This is a genomic window from Flavobacterium lacustre, from assembly GCF_027474525.2.
GTDB lineage: Bacteria > Bacteroidota > Bacteroidia > Flavobacteriales > Flavobacteriaceae > Flavobacterium > Flavobacterium lacustre.
In genome coordinates, this window is sequence record NZ_CP114882.2 from 2284677 (window position 1) to 2310097 (window position 25421).

Sequence of the window (25421 nt, forward strand, 5' to 3'; positions counted from 1 at the left end):
GTAGATAATTCAATTTTAATATTATTTCATTGCATAATTACAATACATCATTACTACATCATTGTTAGTCGTGCACTACTTCATTATCTTTCTCTTGAGGCTTTAAAACATTGGTTTTTCTATCTGTTTTAGTGTTTTGATGTATGCGTGTAGTAGTAGTGTTTTCGTTACTACAACGTTGTAATTATCTAATTTAGCACAACTAACTTAAACGTTTAATAACCCTATGAGAAATTTTATTTTTAGCTTTTTAGCACTCATTCTACTTCCAGCGTACATGTCTGGTCAAGTAATCAAAGGAAAGGTATTAGATCAAAATGGAATTGGAATTCCCGGAGCATTTATTGTTGCGTCCGATTCTAAGACGACTGCTGATACCGATTTTGATGGAAATTTTAATATCAACGCCAAAGAAGGCGAGATTTTAAAAATTAGTATGGTCGGTTTTGATGCTTTATCCATTAAAGCAACTTTGGCACCGATGAATATAAAATTGCAAGAATCCAAAGACACTGAATTGAAAGAAGTAGTTGTCATTGGGTACGGAACCAGAAAAAAGATTGATAATACGACTGCCATTACTTCATTAAAAGCAGAAGAAATATCAAAAACCAAAGTGTTGAATGCTTCTCAAGCTATACAAGGTAAGGCTGCGGGTGTTCAAGTAGTTTCTTCGGATTTACCCGGAAGTACTCCTTCGGTAATTATTAGAGGTTTAGGTACCGCATTAGGAGGACGAACTCCTTTATTTATTGTAGACGGTATGCCTACGGAAAATATTAATAATATTAATACCAATGATATTACATCATATGAAATTTTAAAAGATGCGTCTTCATTAGCCATTTATGGTACAAGAGCTGCAAATGGTGTAATCATTATTAGTACTAAAAAAGGAAAAGGCGACAAAGTTTCTGTTGAATTTGAAAGCTTTGCCGGTTTCAGAGAGCCTTTGAAGAAAGTAAAAATGGCAGGAAGTAATAAGTATTCTCATTATTCTAATGCTGCGTTGCAAACCACTACTTTCTCTCAAGATCAAACGGTTAACACGGATTGGTTTGATGAAATTACCAGAACAGGATCGTATATGCAAAATAACGTTTCTGTTTCCGGATCAACAGAAAATATTAAATACTTCTTCAGTATTGGAAATTATCAAGAAAAAGCTATTCTTAACGGATTAGATTATAGTCGCACCACTTTTAGAAATAACAATGAATACAAAATTTCTAAAAAACTGACTTTAAATCAAAATTTCAGTTTTGGTTCAACTAATTCGACTCCAAAACCATTGAGCGCTTTTACAAACGCTTACAAACAATCTCCAATTGTTCCGGTTCGTTTTTCAAATGGGCAATATGGCGTTTCTTGGGTAGGTGATGACGGTTTCGCAGGAACAACAGGTTCTTCGTTTAATAATGTTGGAAATCCTGTGGCTCAATTAAATTATTTTGATGAAGAGCAAAAAAGCATCACATTACAAGGTGGTTTGAAATTAGACTATGAAATTGTAAAATCATTGAAATTCACTTCTCAATTCAACGGTGAATACTATTCTTGGAAAAATTATAATTTTGATGATACTAGAGCAATCTGGCAATCTAGTAATAATCCGGGTCAGTTAAGCACAATTGTTTATCCAGCGGATAAAAACAACAACTTATTGACCAAAGGTAGAAATCAATATTTCAATTGGAATCTATCCAACTATTTAACGTATAACAAAGTTTTTGCTGATATTCATGATATTGAATTAACTGCAGGTATCGAAACTTCTGTAAAAGGAGCAAGAGAACAATTGACTGTTGCCAGAAAAAACGTAAATGTTGATTCTAATTATTGGTCATTAGCCGGTGTTGATTATGTAGGATCTGTTACCAGCTATAAAGATGAAGTTTTCAATGCCAATAAAATAGCTTCTTATTTTGGTCGTTTCCAATATAAATTAATGGACAGATACTTGTTTACAGGTACAATCAGACGTGATGGATCATCAAATTTTGGTAAAGATTACCGTTGGGGAACTTTTCCTGCCTTTGGTTTAGGATGGGTTGTTACCAAAGAAGATTTTATGGCTAATGTAAAAGGGATTGATCTTTTGAAATTAAGAGGAGGTTGGGGTAAATTAGGAAACCAAAATGTTCCGCTTAACAATCAAGCGTATTCTTCAGGATTGACCAGTTATTTAGGAGGTTCTATATTAAATGAAGGAACGACTATCAATTCTCAAGTAGATCCAAGTTTATCATGGGAAATTACCGAAGAAACATCTGCAGGTATTGATTTTGAATTATTGAACAACAGATTGAAAGGATCGTTTGATGTGTATGATAAAACAACAACAAATGTTATTTTGAACACCAAACCATACATGACTTCCGGTATCAGTAATTCTTCACCAGCACACGTTGGAGAAGTTTCTAATAAAGGGTACGAGATTGCTTTGCGTTGGGATGATAAACTGACTGATAATTTGAGTTACTGGGTTGGAGGAAATTATTCTAACAACAAAAATGAACTTACCGGTCTGAAAGATGCAACATTGGCTCCAATTCACGGAGGTGATTTATCAAATGGACAGTGGACAAAATTATTAGATAATACATCTATTGGTAGACCATTAGGTAGTTTCTATTTATATGAATATGCTGGTTTTGATGCTGCAAATGGTAAAATGTTGTATTATACTGCAACAGGTGCCAAAGTGACTCAAGATGCTTTGGATGAAAATAAAGATAAAAAGTATGTGGGGTCTATTTTACCAACTTCTACTTATGGAGTTAGTTTAGGATTAAACTATAAAAACATTGATTTTTCAGTAGACGGATACGGAACTTCTGGAGCAAAAGTGTACAATGGTAAAAAAGCACAACGTTTTACAGGAGAAAATATAGAAGAATCATTGGCAACAAATTTTTGGACAGTAAATAACACAACGGCTTCAAACCCGGCTCCGTTCAATTTGGTTCCAGCAGCTTCTACTTATTATTTAGAATCAGGTGATTTCTTTAGAATCAACAATATTACGTTAGGGTATAAAATTCCTTTGAAAGGAGAGTTTTTAAATTCTTGCAGAATATATGTGAACGCTATAAACCCATTTATTACTCAAAAATTCTCCGGTTTTTCACCAGAATTAAATGGTAATGGAGACCCTTATGGAACTCAAGGTATTGAGTTGGATGCATACCCAACATTAAGATCATTCGTTATCGGAGCTAATTTAAAATTTTAATACAATGAAAAAGATATATATATCAATGTTTGCGCTATCCGCCTACTTTTTCTCAGGATGTTCAAACGATTATTTAGATGTAGACCAAACGGAATCTATTTCTACAAAAGATATTGAATTATTCAATAATGATGAAGGAGCAGCCACTTTTGTAACCGCAATCTACAGTAAATTTTTAGATTGGAACATGACTTCCTTTTCTTGGATTGGGTTGTCAAGCATTGCTTCAGATGATGCTGATAAAGGTTCATCTCCTGGAGATACCGGTTCCGATAAAGATTTAATGGATGCTTTGACTTATAATGCTTCAACGCCATCTACAAGTGAGATTTTTGCCGCTAATTACGAAGGAATTAACAGATGCAATCAAGCGCTAAGTATTATCCCGCAATTAGACAAAGCAGATTCGGCTTTGCGTGCACGATTATTGGGCGAAGCTAAATTCTTGAGAGCTTTTATGTATTTTACTTTGGTAAAAACTTATGGTGGTGTTCCGATTATTGATCATTTGCCAAACCCATCTTCTGAAGAAGACAGAGTGATGCAACTAACCCGTAAATCAAGCGAAGAAGTATATGCTTATATCGAAAATGATTTGAATGATGCTATTGTTGCTTTACCAAACAAATCAGCATACCCGACTTCAGAAAGAGGAAGAGCTTCAAAAGGTGCTGCTTATGCTTTGTTGGCAAAAATAAATTTATACCAAGAAAATTGGCAAAAAGTAGTAGACAACTGTAATTTGGTTACAGGATATTCTATTGTTTCAGATTATGCTTCCATGTATAGATTAGCCGGAGAAAATGACGCTGAATCTATTTTTGAAATTCAAGGTACAGGTTCTGTTCCGGCCAAAGGAATCTCAGGATATTCTAATACACAAGGTGCTCGTGGTGCCGGTGGTTGGGGTTGGGGTTTCAATACACCATCAGTAAGTTTAGTAAACGCTTATGAAGAAGGGGATGTTCGAAAAGGGGCAACTATCATTTTTGCAGGAACTACATTATACGATGGCAGAGTAGTGCCATTAACGGTTGAAAATCCGAGATACAATTATAAAGCGTATTCTTCTGCTTTTACAGATGGTTGGGAAACCGATACAAATATCAAATATTTGAGATATGCTGAAGTATTATTGATGAAAGCCGAAGCATTAAACGAATTAGGACAAACTACTGAGGCTATTCCTTTGTTGAACCAAATTAGAACAAGAGCGGGATTAGCAAACACAACTGCTGTTTCGCAAGGTGACGTGAGAACTGCAATCTGGAAAGAAAGAAGAGTAGAAATGGCAATGGAACATGATAGATTCTTTGACTTAGTTAGAACAGGTCAAGCTCAAGCTGCTTTTGCCGTTGACGGAAAAACATTTGTTACCGGTAAACATGAATTGTTTCCATTACCACAAGCTTTCATTGCACAAACAGGTGGATTATCAACACAAAATCCTGGGTATTAATTTTTTAAAAAACAGTAAAAATGAAAAAAAATAAATATATTTTCTTATTTGCTTCTGTTTTGGTTTCACAATTTTTTGTGAGCTGTAACGAGGACAGTATAGATAAAGTTAATGCCCCAATTGCTTATGAAGCAATTGGAGGGTATGAAAGTTCAGATGATGTTGCGGCCGCTAATTTAATTAGCAAATTCAGTTTTGAAGATAATATTTCAGATTCAAAAAACGGAATAACCGGCGGAGTAGGAACTAATGTAACTTATGGAAACGGAATCAAAGGCTTGGCTTATAAAGGTTCTACAAGTTCTTTTATCGCTTATAGTACTGTAGCAAATTCTTTGGTTGATGTAAAAAGCATAACTGTTTCTATGTGGATTAATACTAACCCACACACAGGAGGCGCACAATCACTATTTATGTTGCCCAAAACAACTGATTTCTGGGGAAATATTTTCTCTTTGGTTGAAGGTACAGGTCCAGCAGCAACAATGTTAATGAAAAATCACGTTCAAAAAGATGTAACTCCAAGTATTGCATGGTCAGGTCAATTTATAGAACATACAGGAGACAATCTTTTGAAAAATATGTTTGGAACATGGAAACATGTAGTATGGACTTATAGCGGAGCCAGCTCTACTTACAGCATGTACATTGATGGGCAAAAGCTTGATTTACCTACATCAATAAGTAAGAGATACGCAAGTGATCCTCTTACCGGAGGAGTTGGGTATGGAGACTTGGCTAATTCAAATGTTTCAAAATTCATTATTGGTGGATATCAACAACATTTAGGTGCTCCATGGGGCGCTCCAGATGGTTGGATGTTGAATTATACAGGTATGATGGATGAGTTTAGAATTTATAATGCGGCGCTTTCTGATAATGAAGTTGTTGCTTTATATAAATTAGAAAAAGACAACAGATAGAAGGTTCTTTTACACACCTGGTTTTCTGAAAATCAGGTGTGTTTTTTAATTATTAATGCCTTTATTTTATAAAAAATGAAAAGCTACTTATACGTACTAATTTTTTTGAACCTTTTTATATCTTGTTCATCCTCATCTCCTGAAGGAAAAGGCAGTGGTACGCCATTACCTACAACTCCAACAACACCTGTAGTTCCTTTAACGGATGCCGAAGTGTTAGATCAAGTTCAAAAAGATGCTATCAAATATTTCTGGGAATATGCAGAAACCAATTCAAAATTAGCCAGAGAACGCTATCTTACTGATGATCCTGGTTTTGAAGCTAATGTTATTACAACTGGAGGTTCCGGATTTGGGTTAATGACACTTGTTGTAGGTGTAGAACGAGGTTTTGTTTCTAGAACAGAAGCTGTTTCTCGTCTTACAACAGCATTGACTTTTTTGGAAAATGCAGATCGATTTCATGGCGCATGGTCGCATTGGATAAACGGTACAACGGGAAAAGTAATTCCTTTTGGAACAAAGGATAATGGTGGAGATATCGTTGAAACTTCCTTTTTATGTCAAGGATTATTAACGGTTAGAGAATATTTTAAAAACGGAAATACAAAAGAGAAAGCACTCGCTGCCAAAGCAGATGATTTATGGAAAGGTGTAGAATGGGATTGGTACACCAAAGGAGAAAACGCGATGTACTGGCATTGGTCTCCAAACTACGGTTGGGAAATGAATTTCAAATTAGAAGGTTACAACGAATGTTTAATTACTTATGTTTTGGGAGCTGCTTCGCCAACACATCCAATACCTGCCGCTGCTTATCATGAAGCTTGGGCTCGTAATGGAGCTATTGTAAACGGAAGTTCTCAATATGGTTTGCCGGTAGTTTTAAATTATAATGGCGCTACAGGAAATGTTGGTCCTTTGTTTTGGTCCCAATATTCGTATTTGGGAATGGATCCTCGCGGATTAACGGATGCGTATGCTAATTATTGGACATTGACACAAAACCATTCTAAAATCATCAATAAATACTGTATTGCCAATCCAAAACAATGGACGGGTTATTCCGATAAATGTTGGGGACTTACAGCAAGTTATACCAGAAATACGGATGGTAGCACCGGATATACAGCACACCAACCCTTGAATGATACTGGAGTAATTTCGCCAACGGCAGCTTTGTCTTCTTTCCCTTTTACACCTGTTGAAAGCATGAAATTTTTACATTATCTGTACGATGAAAAAAAGAGCACTTTAGTGGGAGTTGCCGGACCGTATGATGCCTTTTCGCCGCATTATAATTGGGTAACGCCACGTTATTTAGCTATTGATCAAGGAACAATTGTTCCAATGATTGAGAACCATCGTACTGGATTAATTTGGAAACTGTTTATGCAGGCACCAGAAGTAAAAGTGGGCTTAAAAACATTAGGTTTTTCATCCACTCAATATGGATTTTAAAATAAAAATCAGATGAAATGTAAGTTAGCAGTAATCACGCTATTATTTTCCATTGTTTCTTTTGGACAAAGTGATGTAAACGGAAAAATAAAAACCGAAATCGTTCAGAAATACGAATTGGGGTACGCTTTACATATTCCGGAAAATACCAAAGAAAAAAAGCCTTTAATTATTTTTCTTCACGGTTCCGGTGAAAAAGGAACGGATATCGAAAAAGTGAAAGTTCACGGACCTTTTAAATATTTAAAAACCCACGAACTCGATGCCTATGTTTTGGCACCACAATGTCCGGAGAATGAATATTGGAACGAAGAAGTATTGTACCGTTTGATTCTGAAAATTCAAAAAGAGAACAACATCGACAGCAACAGAATTTATCTTACAGGCCTTAGTATGGGCGGTTGGGGAGCCTGGAATCTGGCTTTTGCACATCCTGAAACCTTCGCGGCTTTAGTGCCCATTGCAGGATTTGTAGATCGGGTTCCAATGATTGAAGACTGTAAAATAAAGGATATTCCAACCCAAATTTTTCATGGTTTATTAGACGATGTAGTAAATGCCGATTATTCTGTTACAATCTATAAAAAATTAAAAAGCTGTAACGCCAATGTTCAATTAACGCTCTTTGATGACGCTAATCACGACAGTTGGTCACGGGTATATGACAACCAAGAAATTTATGATTGGATGTTTCAACAAATAAAAAAATAACAAATGAATACGAAATTAATACTAATACTACTTAGTTTTTCAGTCCTTGGCTACAGCCAAAAAAAGGAAAATAAGAAAGCAGTTAAAATTAAACCTAAAACTGAATTTGTCTCTGAGTTATTATCTAAAATGACTTTGGATGAAAAAATCGGACAGTTAAACTTACCTACTTCAGGCGATATTACAACGGGTGCAGCCAATAGTTCTAATGTGGCTAAAAATATCGAAGAAGGTAAAGTTGGAGGTTTATTCAACATCAAATCAGTTCAGAAAATAAAAGAAGTTCAGCGAATTGCTGTTGAAAAAAGCCGATTGAAAATTCCATTACTTTTTGGGATGGACGTCATTCACGGGTATGAAACTACATTCCCAATTCCGCTTGGATTATCCTGCAGTTGGGACATGAAACTGATAGAAAGAAGTGCCCAAATTGCTGCAAAGGAAGCGAGTTCAGATGGAATTAATTGGACTTTTTCACCTATGGTTGATATTTCTCGTGACCCTCGTTGGGGAAGAGTTTCTGAAGGTTCGGGTGAAGATCCGTTTTTGGGAAGTCAAATTGCCAAAGCGATGGTCATTGGATACCAACAAAATGATTTGTCAAAAAACAATACCATTTTAGCCTGTGTAAAACATTTTGCTTTGTATGGAGCGCCAGAAGCAGGACGTGATTACAATACGGTTGATATGAGTCACATCAGGATGTTTAACGATTATTTTCCACCTTACAAAGCTGCTGTTGATGCAGGTGTAGGTTCGGCAATGGCTTCTTTCAACGAAATTGACGGAATTCCTGCAACTGGAAACAAATGGTTAATGACCGATGTATTGAGAAAACAATGGGGGTTTAAAGGATTTGTGGTTACTGATTTTACTGGGATTCCAGAAATGACGGAACACGGAATGGGCGATTTGCAAACCGTCTCCGCTTTGGCATTAAATGCTGGAGTTGAAATGGATATGGTGGGCGAAGGATTTTTGACTACTTTGAAAAAATCATTAGACGAGAAAAAGGTAAGCATCGAACAAATTGACAATGCGGTTCGTCTTATTTTGAATGCCAAATATGATTTAGGATTGTTTCAAGATCCGTATAAATATTGTGATGTAAAAAGAGCTAAAACTGAAATTTTCACGAACAATCACAGAGCAGAAGCCAGAAAAATTGCCTCACAATCATTGGTTTTATTAAAGAATCAAAATCAGTTGTTGCCTTTGAAAAAATCAGGAACTATTGCTGTTATTGGTCCATTGGCTGAAGCCAAAGAGAATATGGCAGGAACTTGGAGTGTGGCTACAAACATGGAAAAATCAATTTCATTAGTAGCTGGAATCAAAGAAGTAGCCGGAAGTGCAACGAATGTACTTTACGCCAAAGGAAGCAATTTAGATTATGATGCCGCTTTCGAAGAAAAAGCCACCATGTTCGGGAAAACCTTGCATCGCGATAACAGAACTTCGGCTGAATTATTGGCGGAAGCCTTGAAAGTAGCCAATCAATCGGATGTGATTGTTGCAGCGCTTGGTGAATCAGCAGAAATGTCCGGAGAAAGCAGTAGCAGAACGAATCTAGAAATTCCGCAGGCTCAAAAAGACTTATTGCAAGAATTATTAAAAACAGGAAAACCGGTTGTTTTGGTTTTATTTAATGGACGTCCGTTGGTTTTAAACCAAGAAAACGAGACCGTTCCAGCCATTTTAGATGCTTGGTTTGCAGGAAGTGAAGCGGGTACTGCTATTGCCGATGTTTTATTTGGAGATGAAAATCCTTCGGGTAAATTAACGGCTACTTTTCCAAGAAGTGTAGGACAGCTGCCTATTTATTACAGTCAAAAAAATACGGGAAGACCACTTGGCAACAAAGAGGGGAAATTCGAAAAATTCAAATCTAATTATATTGACTTGAGAAATGAACCATTATTTCCTTTTGGTTTCGGATTGAGTTATACCACTTTTGAATATTCGAATCTAAAAATATCTTCGGATAAAATGACTGTTACTGACAAAGTAACCGTTAGCGTTGACGTTACCAATACTGGAAATTTTGACGGAAAAGAAGTCGTACAATTGTACATCAGAGACTTGGTTGGTTCTGTTACCAGACCAATTAAAGAACTGAAAGGCTTTCAAAAAATAGCCCTGAAAAAAGGAGAAAAACAAACAGTGACTTTTGATATTTCTGTTGAAGAACTGAAATTTTATAACTCGGATTTGCAATTTATTGCTGAACCGGGAGCTTTTCAAGTTTTTGTAGGCACAAATTCAGATGCGGACAAGATGGTAACTTTTGAGTTGATTAAGTAAATTTGGTTAGTTTATTTGGTGAAACCCTTCAGTTAAATACTGAAGGGTTTTTTAACAAAAAAACGAATATTTGTGGCGCTTGAGGCTTAATAAAATATAGATTTTAACTATATTCGTCCATTAAAAAAACCAAACCAAATGAAACATTTATTTTCTCTTTTATTCCTTTTTACCTTAAGTGTATTGAGCGCTCAAAGTGTTCAGTCGCCTTCCGGTAAAATTGCCGTAAACTTCAAATTAGCAAGTAACGGACAACCCGTTTATTCCGTAAATTATAAAAATAAAGCAGTTGTTCTGGAAAGTGCTTTAGGAATAAAATTAAAGGAAAAACCGGCTTTAGATGCCAATTTTGAAATATTGGATTCAAAAACCGCTACTTTCAACGAGTCTTGGAAACCTGTTTTAGGCGAACAAGCATCGATTGTAAATCATTACAATGAATTAACGGTGTCGCTAATTAGCAAAGAATCTAAAGTTAAAATGAATATCATTTTTAGAGTTTTTGATGAAGGGGTTGCTTTTAGATATGATTTTCCAAGACAGGCTGAACTAAATTATTTCATTATTTCTGATGAGGTTACTCAATTTAATTTGACCGAAAATAACAAAGTTTTCTGGCTTCCAGGAGATTTTGACAGCAACGAATACGAGTACAACGAAACGAAATTATCTGAAATTGATAATTCAAAAATAAACATGAATAACGGAATTGGAGTAAAATCGATTCCGGGAAAATACATGGTTCAAACGCCTTTGATGATGAAATCACCATCTGGAGTTTATCTTAATATTTTTGAAGCAGCGGTTGTGAATTATCCGGTAATGCATTTGAATGCCGATGTGACCAATTACAAACTCAAAGCACAATTAGTTCCAAACGCGATTGGAGATAAAGCTTATTTGCAAGCGCCTTGCGTTTCACCTTGGAGAACGATAATGGTAAGTGATGACGCCAGAGATATTGTAGGTTCCAGAATGATTTTGAACTTAAACGAACCTTCAAAAATTGATGATACGTCTTGGATTAAACCTATGAAATATGTCGGGATTTGGTGGGAAATGCACGTTGGTAAATCAACTTGGGATTATGCCGGATCACAAAATGCAACGAACTTTGGAACCAAATTAGAATCATCAGGAAGACATGGCGCTACTACAGAAAACACGAAACGTTATATTGATTTTGCTGCCAAAAATGGTTTTGACGGGGTTTTAGTTGAAGGTTGGAATGTAGGTTGGGAAGATTGGTCAGGCAACTGGAAAGAAGATGTTTTTGATTTCACAACACCGTATCCGGATTTTGATTTGGCTGCAATTTCGGCTTACGCCAAAGAAAAAAATGTCAAAATGATTATGCATCATGAAACATCAGGTTCAGTGGGTAATTATGAAAGACATTTAGACCGCGCTTTAGAATTAATGAAAAAGTACAATTATCCAGCTGCAAAAACAGGTTATGTTGGCAAAATAATTCCGCGTGGTGAATTTCATGACGGGCAATCGATGGTGAATCATTTTAATTTTGTTGCCAGACGATTTGCAGATAATAAAATGATGTTGAATTCTCACGAATCTTCAAGACCAACAGGTTACAGTAGAACGTATCCAAATTATGTTGCTGCCGAAGCTGCTCGTGGTAATGAATTCAATGCATGGAGTGTTGGAAATCCGCCAATGCACGAAACGATTTTGCCATTCACAAGATTATTGGGAGGCCCAATGGATTATACACCGGGTATCTTTGAAATCAAAATGAGCTATTATGATAAAAACAAAACGGAGCAAGTTCACACGACTTTAGCCAAACAATTAGCTTTATATGTGACGATGTATTCTCCTATTCAGATGGCGGCAGATTTATTAGAAAATTATGAGAAATACCCAGATGCCTTTCAATTTATCAAAGACGTTGCGGTTGATTGGGATGATTCCAAAGTGCTCCAAGCAGAGCCGGGAGATTTCTTGACGATTGTCAGAAAAGCAAAAGGAAAACAATCTTGGTTTCTTGGTGCCATTACAGATGAAAACGCCAGAAAATCAGAAATAAAATTAGACTTCTTAACAAAAGGCCAAAAATACAAAGCCATAATTTATGAAGATGCAAAAGATGCCGATTGGCAAAAAAATCCTATCGCTTACAAAATAAGAACGATAGTGGTTACAAATAAATCAAAAATCAATTTGAATTTGGCACCAGGAGGAGGAACAGCGATAAGCTTTGAACCGATTAAATAATTAAATCATATCCTGCAAGTGTTTCAAAACTTGCAGGATTTTTTTTAGAGTTAATACTATTAAAATATAATTGAAGTGCCATACTAATAAATTTAAATAATTATGATAAAAAAAGGTATCTATTTAGCAGTCCTGTTTCTTAATGGAATTAGTCTTATCGCACAGACCAATAACGAGCAAACGTTTAAAGAAATTTACAAAGCAGCATTAACTAATGCTAAATGTTATACTTGGTTAGACTATTTGTCTAATGACATCGGTCCGCGATTATCCGGTTCTGCCAATGCCGAAAAAGCAGTTCAATATACTAAATCTCAATTGGAAACACTGGGGTTAGATAAGGTTTATCTTCAAGAAGTAATGGTTCCAAAATGGGTTCGGGGTGAAAAAGAAACGGCTTATATTTTGAATTATAAAACAAAAATGAACGTGCCAATTTGTGCTTTGGGAGGTTCTGTTGCCACGCCAAAAAATGGACTTACAGCCGAAGTTATTGAAGTACATACTATTGCGGAGTTAGAAAGCTTAGGAAGTAAAATAAAAGGTAAAATTGTGTTTTTCAATAGACCAATGGATCCTGAAAATATTGAAACATTCAAATCCTATGGAGGTTGTGTGGACCAAAGATATGCCGGAGCGATGGAAGCTTCAAAGTATGGAGCTGTAGGAACTATTGTTCGCTCTATGAATTTAAGATTGGACGATTTTCCGCATACCGGAACTCAAAGTTATGGTGATATTCCAAAATCAGATTATATTCCGACTGCTGCTATTAGTACAAATGGGGCTGAATTATTGAGTAAAACATTAAAAGAGAATCCAAAACTGCAATTCTATTTTAAACAATCCTGCAAGCAAATGGAGGATGTTTTGTCTTATAATGTCATTGGAGAAATAAAAGGCAGTGAGCATCCGGAAAAGATTATGATTGTTGGCGGACATTTAGATTCTTGGGATTTAGCCGATGGTTCACATGATGATGGAGCAGGAGTAGTTCAAAGTATGGAAGTCTTGAAAATCCTAAAAAATATTGGATACAAACCTAAAAACACTATCCGTGTAGTTCTTTTTATGAATGAAGAAAATGGAGGAAGAGGCGGAGCCAAATACGAAGAATTAGCGAAAACAAATCATGAAAACCACATTTTTGCTTTAGAAAGTGATTCGGGAGGATTTAGTCCAAGAGGTTTTTCTTTTGAAACCGATGATGCTAATTTTAATAAAATAGTGAGTTGGAAATACCTGTTCGAACCCTATCTGATTCATAGTTTTGTGAAAGGACACGGTGGTTCAGACATTGCGCCGTTGACATCAAAAACACTTGTAAAAGCAGGTTTGAAACCAGATTCACAACGATATTTTGATTATCATCATGCTTCAAATGATACATTTGATGCCATTAATAAAAGAGAATTAGAATTAGGCGCAGCAACAATGGCTTCACTAATGTATTTAATGGATCAAAATGGTATCGAAAAGAGTAATTAAGTTCATTTTAGACCAATATACAAACTGCAAGTTAAGGCTTGCAGTTTTTTTTTGATTAGGTTTTTCTTTTTTCATGATTTCCATCGCCTAGTAGCAACGATAGTGTTTTCAGACCTTCAGTTCGGTCGGCTATTAATTTTATAATACTAATAAACGGAATAAATAAAATCATTCCGGCGGCTCCCCATAAAATTCCACCAGCAGTTATCATAATGATAATGACAAGTGTATTAATTTTTAAGCGACTGCCTACCGCAAAAGGAAATATAATATACGCCTCTAAAGCCTGAACAACAGAGAAAACCAAAATTACTCCAAGCGGATACCAAATAGAATTGAAAGTAATCCAAGAAACGGCAATGGGAAGGAGTGATGAAATCATAATTCCGACATAAGGAATAAAAGTCAAAATGGAAGCAATAAAACCAAATAGAAAAGGATGCGGCACGCCAATAATCAGTAATCCAATACTGTTTAAAAGTCCAACCGTTAAATACACAACTAACATTCCTTTGATGAAATTGTAATAGGCATGAATCGTTTCTATCAAAATTTCATGAATGGTTCCCTTTTTGTCAGCTGGAAATATTTGATATAAAGTATTGGCCAGTAGTTGACGATGGTAAAGAATTAGTGCTGAAAATACGGGGATAATCAGAATGAAAAATACCGATTCAGAGAAAGAATATGCAATGGCTCTTAAAAATGCAATTAATTGTGAACCAGAATTATTAATGGAGTTTTTGAGTAAATCCAATTGTTTTTCGGTACTAATATTGAAACGTTCAGCAAGAAAATCACTCAATTGATTTATGGCTTCTAAGAGTTTTATTTTGAACGGTTCCCATTCATTCGAAAAGGCAGTTATTTGAACAATCAGCAAGTAAATAAAAAGTGCAAAGAACAACGTGACTGCAAAAAGAGTAATGGCAATTGCTATGCTTTGCGATGTTCCTTTTTTTTCTATCCATTTGCAGACAGGATAAAGGATAAAACTGATGAGTAACGAAAAACTAAGCGGAATAAATAGAGTTTTTCCAAAATAAAGGATAAAGGCTGTCAGGACCGTAAATTGAAGTATTTCAAGGGTTGAAAAAGGACTGTTTGAATATGGAGAAACGGGTGTTTTTGCTTTCATAATAGTTTTAAATTAACAACAATTATATATTTTGCAATGCCTTTATTCTTTTCTTACTAAACGGAAATCTTCAAATTTGTGAATTTATGATAAACAGATTTTGATTTAAACAGTTGTATTTTGGATTTAATCCTTAAATGAAATTGTAAATTTTGCTCCTTCGTTTATTTTACTTTCTACGGTAATATGGCCACCTAAACTCGTGACATGGTTGTAGACTAAATACAGTCCAATTCCTTTGCTGTCAATGTGGTTGTGAAACTTTTGATGTAATCCGAAAATTTTATCTTTCACAACTTCCATGTCAAAACCCATTCCGGTATCAGAAACAATTAATTGGTTAATTCCGTTTACTTTTTTAGAATAAATAGAAATTATTGTTTCAGAATCGGGTTTGGCGTATTTTATAGAATTGGTAATCAAATTTAAGAAAATACTTTCCAGATATACTTTATTAAATTGAATCGTTTCTACCTCGAAAAAATCAATATTAATTACTGCTTTTGAGTTTACAATTAATGAGCCAATGGAACGCAATACGGTTTGTAAGCATTCATTTAGGTCTAAAACTTCAATATTTGAATTCTCAATTTCTTTTTGTGTTAAAGTATCTATTGAATTATTCAGGGTTTGCTTCAGACTTTCGCTAGTTGATTTTAGCATATCTATCAACTCAAGTGTTTCGGTATCAGTGATTTTTGAAATGTCTAAAATATTAAATATAGCGAGCAAATTATTTACCGGAGATCTTAAATCGTGGGAGTTAGTATAGGTTAATTGTTTTAAATCTTTATTGTTTTTTGTGAGATTGGTCAGCAGTAAATTGCGTTCTTCTTCCTGTTTCTTTTTATGTGTAATGTTTTTGGCGATGGCAAAGACTAATTGATCATTTTCTACGGGCATAGAAGTCCAGGACAACCAAACAATTTCACCGCTTTTTGTCAAATAACGATTTTCAAAATTTAAGAGAGGATTGCTTTTTATTAAGTCATCACGATGCTTCGCTGTAATAGTTTTGTCTTCATGATAAATAAAATCACTGATAGGTCTTGACAGCAATTCCTCATTGGTATACCCTAATAACTTAGACACAGCAGGATTTATTCGTTTTAAATAACCATCAAATCCGGCGATACAAAATAAATCTGCCGATAATTCAAAAAAATGTTCGAATTTATAATTGTCGCCTATGTTATGATTGGAATTTTTTGTCATTTTTTCTTCAGAAAAAGGGGCTGTTGTTTTTATGCTGAGTAAAAGCGAATTCGTTTTGTATGCGAACAATTTTTAATAAAAGATTATAGATTTTAAGTTTGTCATTTTTACTGTAAATAAAACAAGTTTGTTTTTTGAATTTTTAAACAGCTCGTTTTTTAAATATATTTTAAACAATACTTATTTTTGTTGTCTAATTTAGCAATAAAATATCATATAACAGCCCATTATCATAAAACAAATTGTTATAAAAGGTTAGGCTAACAATTTATTTTGTTATGAGGAAAAAAAAGGCTGCCAAAAATAGACAGCCTTTATAAAAATGTATTTGCAAAAATTAAATTTTGAAAATCCCTCCAAAAGCAATGATTTTTTGAAAGAAGAAAAAATCTTGAGACGCACTGTCTTCGGCACTTATTGTGGTGCGAATGTCAGGCATGTTGATGTAACCTCCTTTTAATTCGCCCTGAATATAAAAATGCTTGAAGAAGGTGATGTTTAATCCTGCTTTAAGAGAAGTACCATAACCCGAAATGTGAAAATCATCATGGCGTTCTTTTCCTAGTAGCTTGGTATTTGTTTTTGGATAAAGGAACCCAACTCCAAAACCCTCGGTTAAATTGACTTGGATTTTGTCGGTATTTTTTATTTTAAAGACAGATGAAATATCATCATGTCTTGAAAATTCGGTATTGATGTAATTTAAACCATCCGTATGTTCGTAAGTCAAAAAATCTTCTGTCAACAAAACTTGATTGTCTGGCAAAATTTCTCCATAAGTTCCTGCATCAGGATAGTTCCCAGTTATATTGACCGTTCTGTCTTGAAACATTACATATTTCATGTGATCTACGCCAATGGTTATGCTGTAATGATCATTTACAAAATAACCTAATCTAAAGTTAGTTTGAGGAATTGTCATTTTGACCGGATTGATATAATCAATATGCCAGCCTTTTGGTTTATCATGCGCCTGAATGTTTTCTAGCGTAAAATTATAATCTTTCCCACGAAATGTTACATCCGATTTAGAATATGTTTCTCTGTTTCCTCCCCATGTAATAAAGAATTTTCCTTTGTTTTGGGCAGTGTATTTATCTTGAATTTTTAATTGTTCTTGTGAAAAAACGTTAGTTGTAAATAAAAGTATTAGTAACGAAAAAGATAAAAAAATAGGTTTCAACGAATTGTAATTGTTTTAATCTTAAAATTGATTTATTGTTTTTCTGATGGCAACTAATTTTGTCATTAAAGCTTCAAAATAATCTAAATGTAACATGTTTGCTCCGTCACTTTTGGCATTAGCCGGATCAAAATGAGTTTCAATAAAAATTCCGTCAACGCCTACTGCTATTCCTGCTTTGGCAATAGTTTCAATCATATCAGGTCTTCCGCCAGTTACACCGGCAGTTTGATTCGGTTGTTGTAACGAATGTGTTACATCAAGAACCGTTGTCGCGTATTGTTGCATAGTAGGAATTCCTCTAAAATCAACAATCATATCTTGGTAGCCAAACATAGTTCCACGATCCGTAACCATTACATTTTGGTTGTTACAATCCAATACTTTTTGTACAGCATGTTTCATACTTTCAGGACTCATGAATTGTCCTTTTTTCAAGTTTACCACTTTTCCGGTATTGGCCGCAGCCACAACTAAATCCGTTTGGCGAACTAAGAAAGCCGGAATTTGCAATACATCAACATATTCTGCAGCCATAACAGCATCTTCATTGGTATGAATATCAGTAACGGTCGGAACACCAAAAGTTTCAGATACTTTTCTAAGAATTTGAAGTGCTTTTTCATCACCAATTCCGGAGAAACTATCAATTCTGGAGCGATTTGCTTTTTTGAAAGAACCTTTGAAAACGAATGGAATTTCTAGTTTATCGGTAATGCCAACTAATTTTTCTGCAATTCGCAATGCCATTTCTTCGCCTTCAATAGCGCATGGTCCGGCAAGTAGAAAGAAATTACCGCTTTCTGTATGTTTGATCTGTGGAATTTGTTGTATGTTCATAAAGGATGTTTTTTGAAAGTGCAAATGTAGTTAGGAATTAGGAATTAGGAATTAAGATTTAACAATAATTTTGAGTTTTAGAAAGACTTAAAATTAAGAATTAAAAATAAATTGCCTTGTAATTAGCCCTTTTTTTGATATCCGTTGCTCTGCTAAAAGACAAACCCCAACAATTACTTGATGGGGTTTTGTATATTATTATGAAAATATTAGAATTTCAAAGCAACTTCTAATTCAAAATCATCATAAATTGCTTTGTCTCCAATGCTTTCGAAAAATGATTTAGAATTGTATTTAATATCGTATTTAGTTCTGTCAACATTGAATTTAGTTGTAGCAGTATTAGCAGTTGTAGCTAAATCAAAAGTAACTGGTTTAGTAATACCTTTAATTGTTAAATCAGCAGTTACAGCATATAAATTAGCTCCTTTAGTAGCTATTTTTTTGAAAACTAAAGTTGCAGTTGGGAATTTTTCAGTTCCAAAAAAGTCATCTGCTTTCAAGTGTCCGTTTAATTTTCCTTGCCATTCTCCTTGAAGATCAGTAGCAGTCAATGAAGTCATGTCTACAACAAAAGTTCCACCTGTTAATTTTTTTCCTTTGAAAACGATTGTACCTGATTTAAGATTTACTGTTCCGTTGTGTTGTCCGGTAACTTTTTTACCAACCCAGTTGATTGAACTGTTTGCTGCATCTACTTTTTTAGTTTGAGCTGTTACTGATAAAGTAGATAAAACTACTACTAATGCTAATGCAATTGATTTGAAATTTTTCATGTGTTTAAAATTTGGATTTAATTAATAATTATAGTGTAATAAATAATTCTTCGTTTGATTTTCTAACTTTTTTGTAGTGCTGAGTTGCGTCCTCATCATGTCTATAGCCTAGGGTTGCAATTAATGTGGCATTAAGACCTAATTTTTCTAAACCTAATATCTCGTTTACTTCGGCAGGAACAAAACCTTCCATTGGAGTAGCATCAATTTTTAATTCAGCAGCAGCATTCAATAGATTTCCTAATGCTAAATACGTTTGTTTTGCAGTCCAAATATTTTTTACGTCTTCCGGTAAAGTTGAAATTTTAGATTTCATGAAATCACCAAAACCGTTTAAAGCTTCAATTGGAGTATTTCTGGTTTCACTGATGTTTTTTAAATAACTATCGATTGTTATATCGTTAACATTAGTTTCATTAGCAAAAATAATTAAGTGTGAAGCTTCAACAATTTGTGATTGTCCCCATGCAGAAGGTTGAATTTTAGCTCTTAATTCAGGATTTTCAACGATGATAACTTTGTAAGGTTGTAATCCGTAAGATGATGAACTCAAACGAATGGCTTCTTTCAAAGTGTTTAAATCCTCTGTTGTTATTTTTTTTGTAGCATCAAATTTCTTTGTTGCGTATCTCCAATTTTGATTTTCTAAAAAAGTATTCATAGTGTATTTGTTGTTTTATTTTTATTGATTTCTGTATTTTTCTAACAATTGATTTAACAAATTAATTTCCTCAGCATTCAAATTTTTTGAAAAAGACTCTTCATGTTGCGTTACTTTTGGATCTAATTCTTTCAAAACATCTAATCCTTTTTGTGTAATCAACACTTCAATTTTTCGTCTGTTTTCAGGACAAACTTTCCGAGTCACTAATTCTTTTAATAATAATTTATCGACCAATCGGGTTGTATTACTTGTTTTTGCCAACATGCGTTCTTGTATCATACACATATTTGCAGGATTTCCTTTTTGTCCCCTTAAAATTCGTAAAACATTATATTGTTCGCCCGATATGTCATAAGGTTTCAATATTTCATTAAAATTTTCTGCAACTACATTTTGTGTATACAAAACATTCAGAATAATTTTTTTTGAATTATCCATTGGTACAGTTGATTTTAAAATATCTTCAATTTTCATGCCTTTATGAATCTTATTTGTTGGTACAAATGTAACACATTTTATATTTGTATATACAAGTGTTACGTTATTTTTTTGTTAAAATTATTTTAACTCTAAAAATAGATTAAGCTTTTTTTAATTTAAGTATCTGTAAATCATAATTTTATAAAATAAAAAAGCCGAAACATTTGTTTCGGCTTTTTATATTGATTGAAGTGTTATTTTAATCTTTTACTCCTAATTTTTCTAAAATAGTTTCCATCAAACACCATTTAGTAATAGCAGATTGCAGCAAATTAGCACCTACAAAAGCTGTAAACCACAACCAATTTTGATTTACATATATAGCCAAAAGTAAACTGATTAGTATAAAACTTCCGGCAACGCCTCTTACAATTCTATTTTTCATGTTTATAAATTTTAAATTAATTTGATTTTTCGATGTTCAAAACGGCGATGTGAATATGCGATAGCGTTTCTTGTTTATTATTAAAGGAAGAAACTAAATCGAATAACGGATCTACATTTTCCTTTTTTACAAAAGCATAAAAAAGGATGGATTCGGTTTCGTTTATTTCGCTGGCAAACCAATTGTTTTCAAGAGCTTCTTCCGAAATGTCTTTATATCCTTTTACTTCTTTGTAACTAAAGGTTTTTACTTCAGCTTGTTTCAACATTTTTTTGATATCTTTTTCAAATGCTGAAATGGCGGTTATGATGAGTAGTTTCATGAGATTTTAGTTATAAGTTAGGAATTAGGATTTTTTTCATCGGTTGCACTAGAGGTTGATTCCCATTTTTTTCTCTCCGTTATGTAATAAATCAAAGGCACAACAAGTAAGGTCAATACAGTCGAAACTATTGCTCCGGCTACCAATGAAATCGCTAATCCCTGAAAAATTGGGTCAAACAAAATGATAGAAGCTCCAATAACAACCGCTCCAGTAGTCAATAGAATAGGAGTAGTTCGAACTGCTCCAGCTTCAATAATGGCTTGTTTTAATGGCACGCCATCGTTTAGTCGAATCTCTATAAAGTCAATCAGCAACACCGAGTTTCGAACCATTACACCCGCTAAAGCAATCATACCAATAAAAGAGGTTGCGGTGAAATAAGCGTTCAATATCCAATGTCCCAATACAATTCCGATTAATGAAAGCGGAATCGCCAACATCATTACCATTGGTGTTTTGAAGTTTTGAAACCAGCCTACAATCAGCATGTAAATGATAACAATAACCACCATAAATGCTACTCCTAAATCACGGAAAACTTCCAAGGTAATTTGCCATTCGCCATCCCATTTAACGGTAAAATCACTTTCATCCGTTGGTTGTTCCATGTACAATTCATTGACTTTGTAACCTGCTGGCAGTTTCATTTTAGCCAATTTTTCATTCATTCCTAAAATAGCATATACAGGACTTTCTAATGCTCCAGCCATATCAGCAGTTACATACACCACGCGTTTTTGGTCTTTTCTATAAATGGTTTTTTGTAATGTATCGCGAACTACTTTTACTAAATCACTCACCGGAATCATGTTCCCTTGACTTCCTTTTATTTTCAGGTTTTGAATGTCTTGTAAACTCGTTTTGTCTTTATCGTCAAGCGAAAGAACGATGCCTACATTGTCATTTGAATTTTCATCATATAAATTTGAAACCGGATATTCTTTCAATAAATACGTCAAATTTCCAACGACTTGTTGTGGCGCAATACCGTTCAACATGGCTTTTTCTTTGTCGATTTCCAGTTTATATTCCGTTTGATTGTCTTCCACCATCCAATCGATGTCCACAATATCCGAAGTGTTTTCTAAAATCGTTTTCACTTGTTGGGCTACTTTTATTTGGTCTTCATAATTTGGACCATAAATCTCAGCAACCAAAGTCGATAGAACAGGAGGTCCAGGTGGCACTTCAATCAATTTTACATTTGCGCCATATTTTTTGGCAATTTTCTGGATTTCGGGACGCATGGATTTGGCAATCTCATGACTTTGTAAATAACGCTCTTCTTTATGTAATAAATTCACCTGAATATCCGCCATGTTACTTCCGCCACGCATATCATAATGGCGTACCAATCCATTGAACGTAATAGGAGCAGAGGTGCCAATATAATTTTGGTAATTCACCACTTCCGGTTTGGTCGATAAATACTGAGCAATTTCTTTAGTAACTGCCGAAGTTCGTTCCAGAGTTGTCCCTTCCGGCATATCAATTACCACTTGAAATTCATTTTTATTATCAAAAGGAAGCATTTTTACCACCACTGATTTGGTGAAAAACATTAATACCGAACCCAATAATAAGACCACGGTAACTGCCAAAAGGACTCTTCTTTTTATGCTGCTTTCTAAGAATGGTCGTTCCAGTTTGTTGTATATTTTATAAATACTGCTGGTTTCCATTCCTTCGGCATGTTTGTGTTCTTGCTCGTCTTTTTCTTGAAGCAAATGATACCCTAAATAAGGTGTCACTGTCAAAGCCACAAACAAAGATAGAATCATCGCAATCGAAGCGCCAATAGGCATCGGACTCATGTAAGGTCCCATCATTCCGGACACGAAAGCCATTGGTAAAATCGCTGCAATTACTGTAAACGTTGCTAAAATTGTTGGATTTCCGACTTCGTTTATCGCATAAATCGCTGCTTGTTTAAACGGAAGTCGCTTCATTTTGAAATGTCGGTGCATGTTTTCGGCAATGATAATACTGTCGTCCACCACAATTCCTACGACAAAAACCAAGGCAAAAAGCGTAATTCTATTTAAAGTATAACCCAATAAATAATAAGCAAATAAGGTCAAAGCAAAGGTTAAAGGAACGGAAAAGAATACGACTAATCCACCGCGCCATCCCATGGCAAGCATTACTAAAACGGTAACAGCAATAATGGCAATTCCTAAGTGTAATAATAATTCGCCTACTTTGTCCGATGCGGTTTCACCATAATTTCGGGTTACTTCTACATGAACATCATCGGTTATAATAGAGTGTTTTAAATGCGCTACTTTTTCCAAAATCTTTTCAGAAATCTTCATTGCATCGGCACCTTTTACTTTCCCAATAGAAATGGTTATAGCCGGATATTCTGATTTAGCTGTTTTGAATTTTTCATTGGCTTTGCCATAACCAAAAGATACATAACTTCTAGCGGTAGAAGGTCCATCTTGTACCGTTGCCACTTGTTTTAGATAAACAGGCATGTTTTTATTCACACCCACAACCAAGTTTTCTATATCTTCCGCATTCGATAAAAACTGTCCGGTGGTAACCAGATATTCTTGGTCATTTTGTACAAAACTCCCTGATTGTGAACTCCCGTTATTCGCCTGAATCATTTGCATAATGCCCAATGCATCGACACCATTTTCGGCCATTTTGTCTTTGTCCAAAATCACTTTCAGTTCGCGATTGCTGCCACCAATTTCTTTGGTAATGGCAACGTCTTTTACTTTTTCAATTTCCGAAGTCACTTCTTCGGCAATTTGGCGTAACTGAAAATCATCTTGTTTTTCGCTCCAAAGCGTAATTCCTAACATAGGAACATCATCAATCGAACGCGTTTTTACCATCGGTTTGTAAACGCCCTGCGGAAACATATCTTCGTGTTTCGCCAATTCGTCATACAATTTCACATACGAACGCTCCACATCCTGACCCACATAAAACTGTACTATCAACATCGCTTGGCCGTTCATCGCCATGGTATGCACGTGTTCAACGCCTTTTATATTCGAAATAATTTTCTCTAATGGCTTGGCCACACGACTTTCTACTTCCGTCGGACTCGCTCCCGGATAACCCACCATAACGTCAGCCATCGGCACATTAATCTGTGGTTCTTCTTCCCTTGGAATCAAAAACGAACTGTACACACCAATAATCATCAAAGCCACCATCAACAAAATGGTTAATTTCGAATTGATGAAAAAATGGGCTATTTTACCTGAAATACCTTCTTGCATTTTTTGTTTGTTTAAGGTTTAATTGTTTAAAAGTTTAAAGTTGTTCCTCAAAACTCAGTACTGATTTAACTTTATTGAATTTTATAACTATTTTTTTTACCACATAGAAACATAGTTTTTATAAACTTTGAAAGTCGTTTCACTCTATTGGAGAAAATCATAGTTATGTGAACCCAAGAATGGGCTATCCAACTCTTTTTTTCTATGTTTCTATGTGGTTAAAACTATTTACTAATAACTGAAAACTTATTACTGAATACTCACCAAAGCTCCGTTATATAATTTTCCTTCAGCTGAAATAATATATTGTTCATTTGCTGCTAAGCCGGATAATACTTCCACTTGATTGCCAAAGTTTTTACCTGTTCGCAACCACCTTAAAATGGCGGTGTTTCCTTCTCCAATGGTATAAATTCCAGTTAATTGTCCTTGTTGTACCAAAGCCGTTTGAGGAACTAATATTCGATCCGTTTGAAGAGCTTCTGTTTTATTTTCAATAGGAAATTGAACGTTGACAAACATTCCCGATAACACGGATGAATCGGTTTTGTCTAAATTGATTTTTACTAAATATTGTCCACCGGTATTTTTAGCAGATGAACTTACTTCATTTACTTTTCCCGTAAGGGTTTTGTTTGATGATTTTACCAAAACTTGTACCGGCATTCCTTTTTTGATGGCCGCAATATCATTTTCCGAAACCATCGCGGTAACTTGTAATCTTGATGCACCTTCTACGCTCACTAAAGGCATTCCTGGATTTGCCATATCGCCTTCTTTTACAAAAGTATTGGTCACCGTTCCCGAAAAAGGAGCTGTAATATTCGAATACGAAAACTGCGCCATTACTTCGTTTCGCATTTGTTTGGTACCTTCTAAACCGGCTTTTGCCATTTCGTAACGTGCCGTCATATCATCTAGTTCTTTTTGGGATGCACTTTGTTGTTTGAATAAATTCACAAAACGATCGTAGTCTTTTTTGGCATTATTATACCCTGCAGTTGCTTGAAGAATACTGGCATCTACTTGCGCTTTTTTGGCTTGCAAATCGGTGTTGTTGATGCTCACTAATAATTGTCCGGCACCTACTTTTTGTCCTACTTGTACGTGAATTTTAGTTACATAACCCATCATTCTGGTGCTTAGATTAGCACTGTTTTCGGCTTCAATTTTTCCGCTTGCGGTAACAAATGGACTATTAGTGTCTGCCGAAATTCCGCTTACTTTCACTGCAATTGCAGGTTCTGTCTTAATTGGTTCTTTTTTGTCGCCTCCGCATGAGGTTAAGAAAACTGCCGCTATGGAAAGGATTGTTATTATTTTTTTCATGATTTTTCTATTGATTATTTTGTGTCTT

The 25421-nt window shown here is 34.8% G+C and carries 19 protein-coding genes; 8 read left to right on the top strand and 11 right to left on the bottom strand.

Annotated elements, in window-relative coordinates; translation table 11 throughout:
* Positions 1–226 precede the first annotated feature (226 nt).
* The 8 genes from O6P34_RS09945 (at position 227) to O6P34_RS09980 (ending at position 13816) form a co-directional block, all read left to right on the top strand.
* The gene (locus tag O6P34_RS09945) at positions 227–3235 is read left to right on the top strand and encodes a SusC/RagA family TonB-linked outer membrane protein (protein WP_269684357.1); all 3009 of its coding nucleotides are present in this window, start codon (positions 227–229) and stop codon (positions 3233–3235) included.
* A gap of 4 nt (positions 3236–3239) precedes the next feature.
* Positions 3240–4694, top strand: coding sequence for a RagB/SusD family nutrient uptake outer membrane protein (locus O6P34_RS09950; RefSeq protein ID WP_269684358.1), 1455 nt, complete (start codon positions 3240–3242; stop codon positions 4692–4694).
* 20 nt (positions 4695–4714) lie between these two features.
* The gene (locus O6P34_RS09955) at positions 4715–5617 is read left to right on the top strand and encodes a LamG domain-containing protein (protein WP_269684359.1); all 903 of its coding nucleotides are present in this window, start codon (positions 4715–4717) and stop codon (positions 5615–5617) included.
* Positions 5618–5692: 75 nt separating this feature from the next.
* Positions 5693–7078: a glucoamylase family protein gene (locus O6P34_RS09960; RefSeq protein WP_269684360.1), complete on the top strand. Its 1386-nt coding sequence runs from the start codon at positions 5693–5695 to the stop codon at positions 7076–7078.
* Positions 7079–7090: 12 nt separating this feature from the next.
* Complete coding sequence (locus O6P34_RS09965) at positions 7091–7789, top strand: carboxylesterase family protein (protein ID WP_269684361.1); 699 nt, start codon at positions 7091–7093, stop codon at positions 7787–7789.
* Positions 7790–7792: 3 nt separating this feature from the next.
* Entirely contained in the window at positions 7793–10093 is a 2301-nt protein-coding gene (gene bglX, locus O6P34_RS09970; protein ID WP_269684362.1) for a beta-glucosidase BglX, read from the top strand.
* Positions 10094–10231: 138 nt separating this feature from the next.
* The gene (locus tag O6P34_RS09975) at positions 10232–12328 is read left to right on the top strand and encodes a glycoside hydrolase family 97 protein (protein WP_269684363.1); all 2097 of its coding nucleotides are present in this window, start codon (positions 10232–10234) and stop codon (positions 12326–12328) included.
* A gap of 105 nt (positions 12329–12433) precedes the next feature.
* Positions 12434–13816, top strand: a complete 1383-nt coding sequence (locus O6P34_RS09980; RefSeq protein WP_269686751.1) for a M20/M25/M40 family metallo-hydrolase — start codon at positions 12434–12436, stop codon at positions 13814–13816.
* Between the two features lie 55 nt (positions 13817–13871).
* Here O6P34_RS09980 and O6P34_RS09985 read toward each other — a convergent pair whose 3' ends face one another.
* From O6P34_RS09985 to O6P34_RS10035, 11 genes are all read right to left on the bottom strand, one after another.
* Positions 13872–14954 (bottom strand): AI-2E family transporter, encoded by a 1083-nt coding sequence (locus O6P34_RS09985; RefSeq protein ID WP_269684364.1) that lies wholly within the window; start codon positions 14952–14954, stop codon positions 13872–13874.
* Positions 14955–15080: 126 nt separating this feature from the next.
* Positions 15081–16169 (bottom strand): PAS domain-containing sensor histidine kinase, encoded by a 1089-nt coding sequence (locus O6P34_RS09990; RefSeq protein ID WP_269684365.1) that lies wholly within the window; start codon positions 16167–16169, stop codon positions 15081–15083.
* Positions 16170–16506: 337 nt separating this feature from the next.
* On the bottom strand, positions 16507–17352 hold the full coding sequence (locus O6P34_RS09995) for a hypothetical protein (RefSeq protein WP_269684366.1): 846 nt from the start codon (positions 17350–17352) through the stop codon (positions 16507–16509).
* 21 nt (positions 17353–17373) lie between these two features.
* Positions 17374–18192 (bottom strand): 3-deoxy-8-phosphooctulonate synthase, encoded by an 819-nt coding sequence (kdsA, locus tag O6P34_RS10000; RefSeq protein ID WP_269684367.1) that lies wholly within the window; start codon positions 18190–18192, stop codon positions 17374–17376.
* 209 nt (positions 18193–18401) lie between these two features.
* Positions 18402–18968, bottom strand: a complete 567-nt coding sequence (locus O6P34_RS10005) for a YceI family protein (RefSeq protein WP_269684368.1) — start codon at positions 18966–18968, stop codon at positions 18402–18404.
* Positions 18969–18996: 28 nt separating this feature from the next.
* Positions 18997–19629, bottom strand: coding sequence for an NAD(P)H-dependent oxidoreductase (locus O6P34_RS10010; protein ID WP_269684369.1), 633 nt, complete (start codon positions 19627–19629; stop codon positions 18997–18999).
* Positions 19630–19650: 21 nt separating this feature from the next.
* On the bottom strand, positions 19651–20106 hold the full coding sequence (locus O6P34_RS10015) for a MarR family winged helix-turn-helix transcriptional regulator (RefSeq protein ID WP_269684370.1): 456 nt from the start codon (positions 20104–20106) through the stop codon (positions 19651–19653).
* Between the two features lie 205 nt (positions 20107–20311).
* Positions 20312–20497 carry a YgaP family membrane protein gene (locus O6P34_RS10020; protein WP_269684371.1) on the bottom strand — a complete coding sequence of 62 codons (186 nt, stop codon included), beginning with the start codon at positions 20495–20497 and terminating at the stop codon, positions 20312–20314.
* Between the two features lie 16 nt (positions 20498–20513).
* Positions 20514–20819 carry a hypothetical protein gene (locus tag O6P34_RS10025; protein WP_269684372.1) on the bottom strand — a complete coding sequence of 102 codons (306 nt, stop codon included), beginning with the start codon at positions 20817–20819 and terminating at the stop codon, positions 20514–20516.
* 17 nt (positions 20820–20836) lie between these two features.
* A complete protein-coding gene (locus tag O6P34_RS10030; RefSeq protein WP_269684373.1) occupies positions 20837–24064 on the bottom strand; it encodes an efflux RND transporter permease subunit in 3228 nt (1075 codons plus the stop codon).
* Positions 24065–24313: 249 nt separating this feature from the next.
* On the bottom strand, positions 24314–25393 hold the full coding sequence (locus O6P34_RS10035) for an efflux RND transporter periplasmic adaptor subunit (RefSeq protein ID WP_269684374.1): 1080 nt from the start codon (positions 25391–25393) through the stop codon (positions 24314–24316).
* Positions 25394–25421: the final 28 nt, after the last annotated feature.

What these genes read in the sequence shown, in the direction of transcription:
- kdsA (WP_269684367.1), bottom strand. Translation starts at nt 18,192, where the DNA reads ATGAACATACAACAAATTCCACAGATCAAACATACAGAAAGCGGTAAT.
- O6P34_RS10005 (WP_269684368.1), bottom strand. Translation starts at nt 18,968, where the DNA reads ATGAAAAATTTCAAATCAATTGCATTAGCATTAGTAGTAGTTTTATCT.
- O6P34_RS10020 (WP_269684371.1), bottom strand. Translation starts at nt 20,497, where the DNA reads ATGAAAAATAGAATTGTAAGAGGCGTTGCCGGAAGTTTTATACTAATC.
- O6P34_RS10035 (WP_269684374.1), bottom strand. Translation starts at nt 25,393, where the DNA reads ATGAAAAAAATAATAACAATCCTTTCCATAGCGGCAGTTTTCTTAACC.
- O6P34_RS09945 (WP_269684357.1), top strand. Translation starts at nt 227, where the DNA reads ATGAGAAATTTTATTTTTAGCTTTTTAGCACTCATTCTACTTCCAGCG.
- O6P34_RS09950 (WP_269684358.1), top strand. Translation starts at nt 3,240, where the DNA reads ATGAAAAAGATATATATATCAATGTTTGCGCTATCCGCCTACTTTTTC.
- bglX (WP_269684362.1), top strand. Translation starts at nt 7,793, where the DNA reads ATGAATACGAAATTAATACTAATACTACTTAGTTTTTCAGTCCTTGGC.
- O6P34_RS10010 (WP_269684369.1), bottom strand. Translation starts at nt 19,629, where the DNA reads ATGAATACTTTTTTAGAAAATCAAAATTGGAGATACGCAACAAAGAAA.
- O6P34_RS09960 (WP_269684360.1), top strand. Translation starts at nt 5,693, where the DNA reads ATGAAAAGCTACTTATACGTACTAATTTTTTTGAACCTTTTTATATCT.
- O6P34_RS10025 (WP_269684372.1), bottom strand. Translation starts at nt 20,819, where the DNA reads ATGAAACTACTCATCATAACCGCCATTTCAGCATTTGAAAAAGATATC.
- O6P34_RS10030 (WP_269684373.1), bottom strand. Translation starts at nt 24,064, where the DNA reads ATGCAAGAAGGTATTTCAGGTAAAATAGCCCATTTTTTCATCAATTCG.
- O6P34_RS09990 (WP_269684365.1), bottom strand. Translation starts at nt 16,169, where the DNA reads ATGACAAAAAATTCCAATCATAACATAGGCGACAATTATAAATTCGAA.
- O6P34_RS09965 (WP_269684361.1), top strand. Translation starts at nt 7,091, where the DNA reads ATGAAATGTAAGTTAGCAGTAATCACGCTATTATTTTCCATTGTTTCT.
- O6P34_RS09975 (WP_269684363.1), top strand. Translation starts at nt 10,232, where the DNA reads ATGAAACATTTATTTTCTCTTTTATTCCTTTTTACCTTAAGTGTATTG.
- O6P34_RS09955 (WP_269684359.1), top strand. Translation starts at nt 4,715, where the DNA reads ATGAAAAAAAATAAATATATTTTCTTATTTGCTTCTGTTTTGGTTTCA.
- O6P34_RS09985 (WP_269684364.1), bottom strand. Translation starts at nt 14,954, where the DNA reads ATGAAAGCAAAAACACCCGTTTCTCCATATTCAAACAGTCCTTTTTCA.
- O6P34_RS10015 (WP_269684370.1), bottom strand. Translation starts at nt 20,106, where the DNA reads ATGAAAATTGAAGATATTTTAAAATCAACTGTACCAATGGATAATTCA.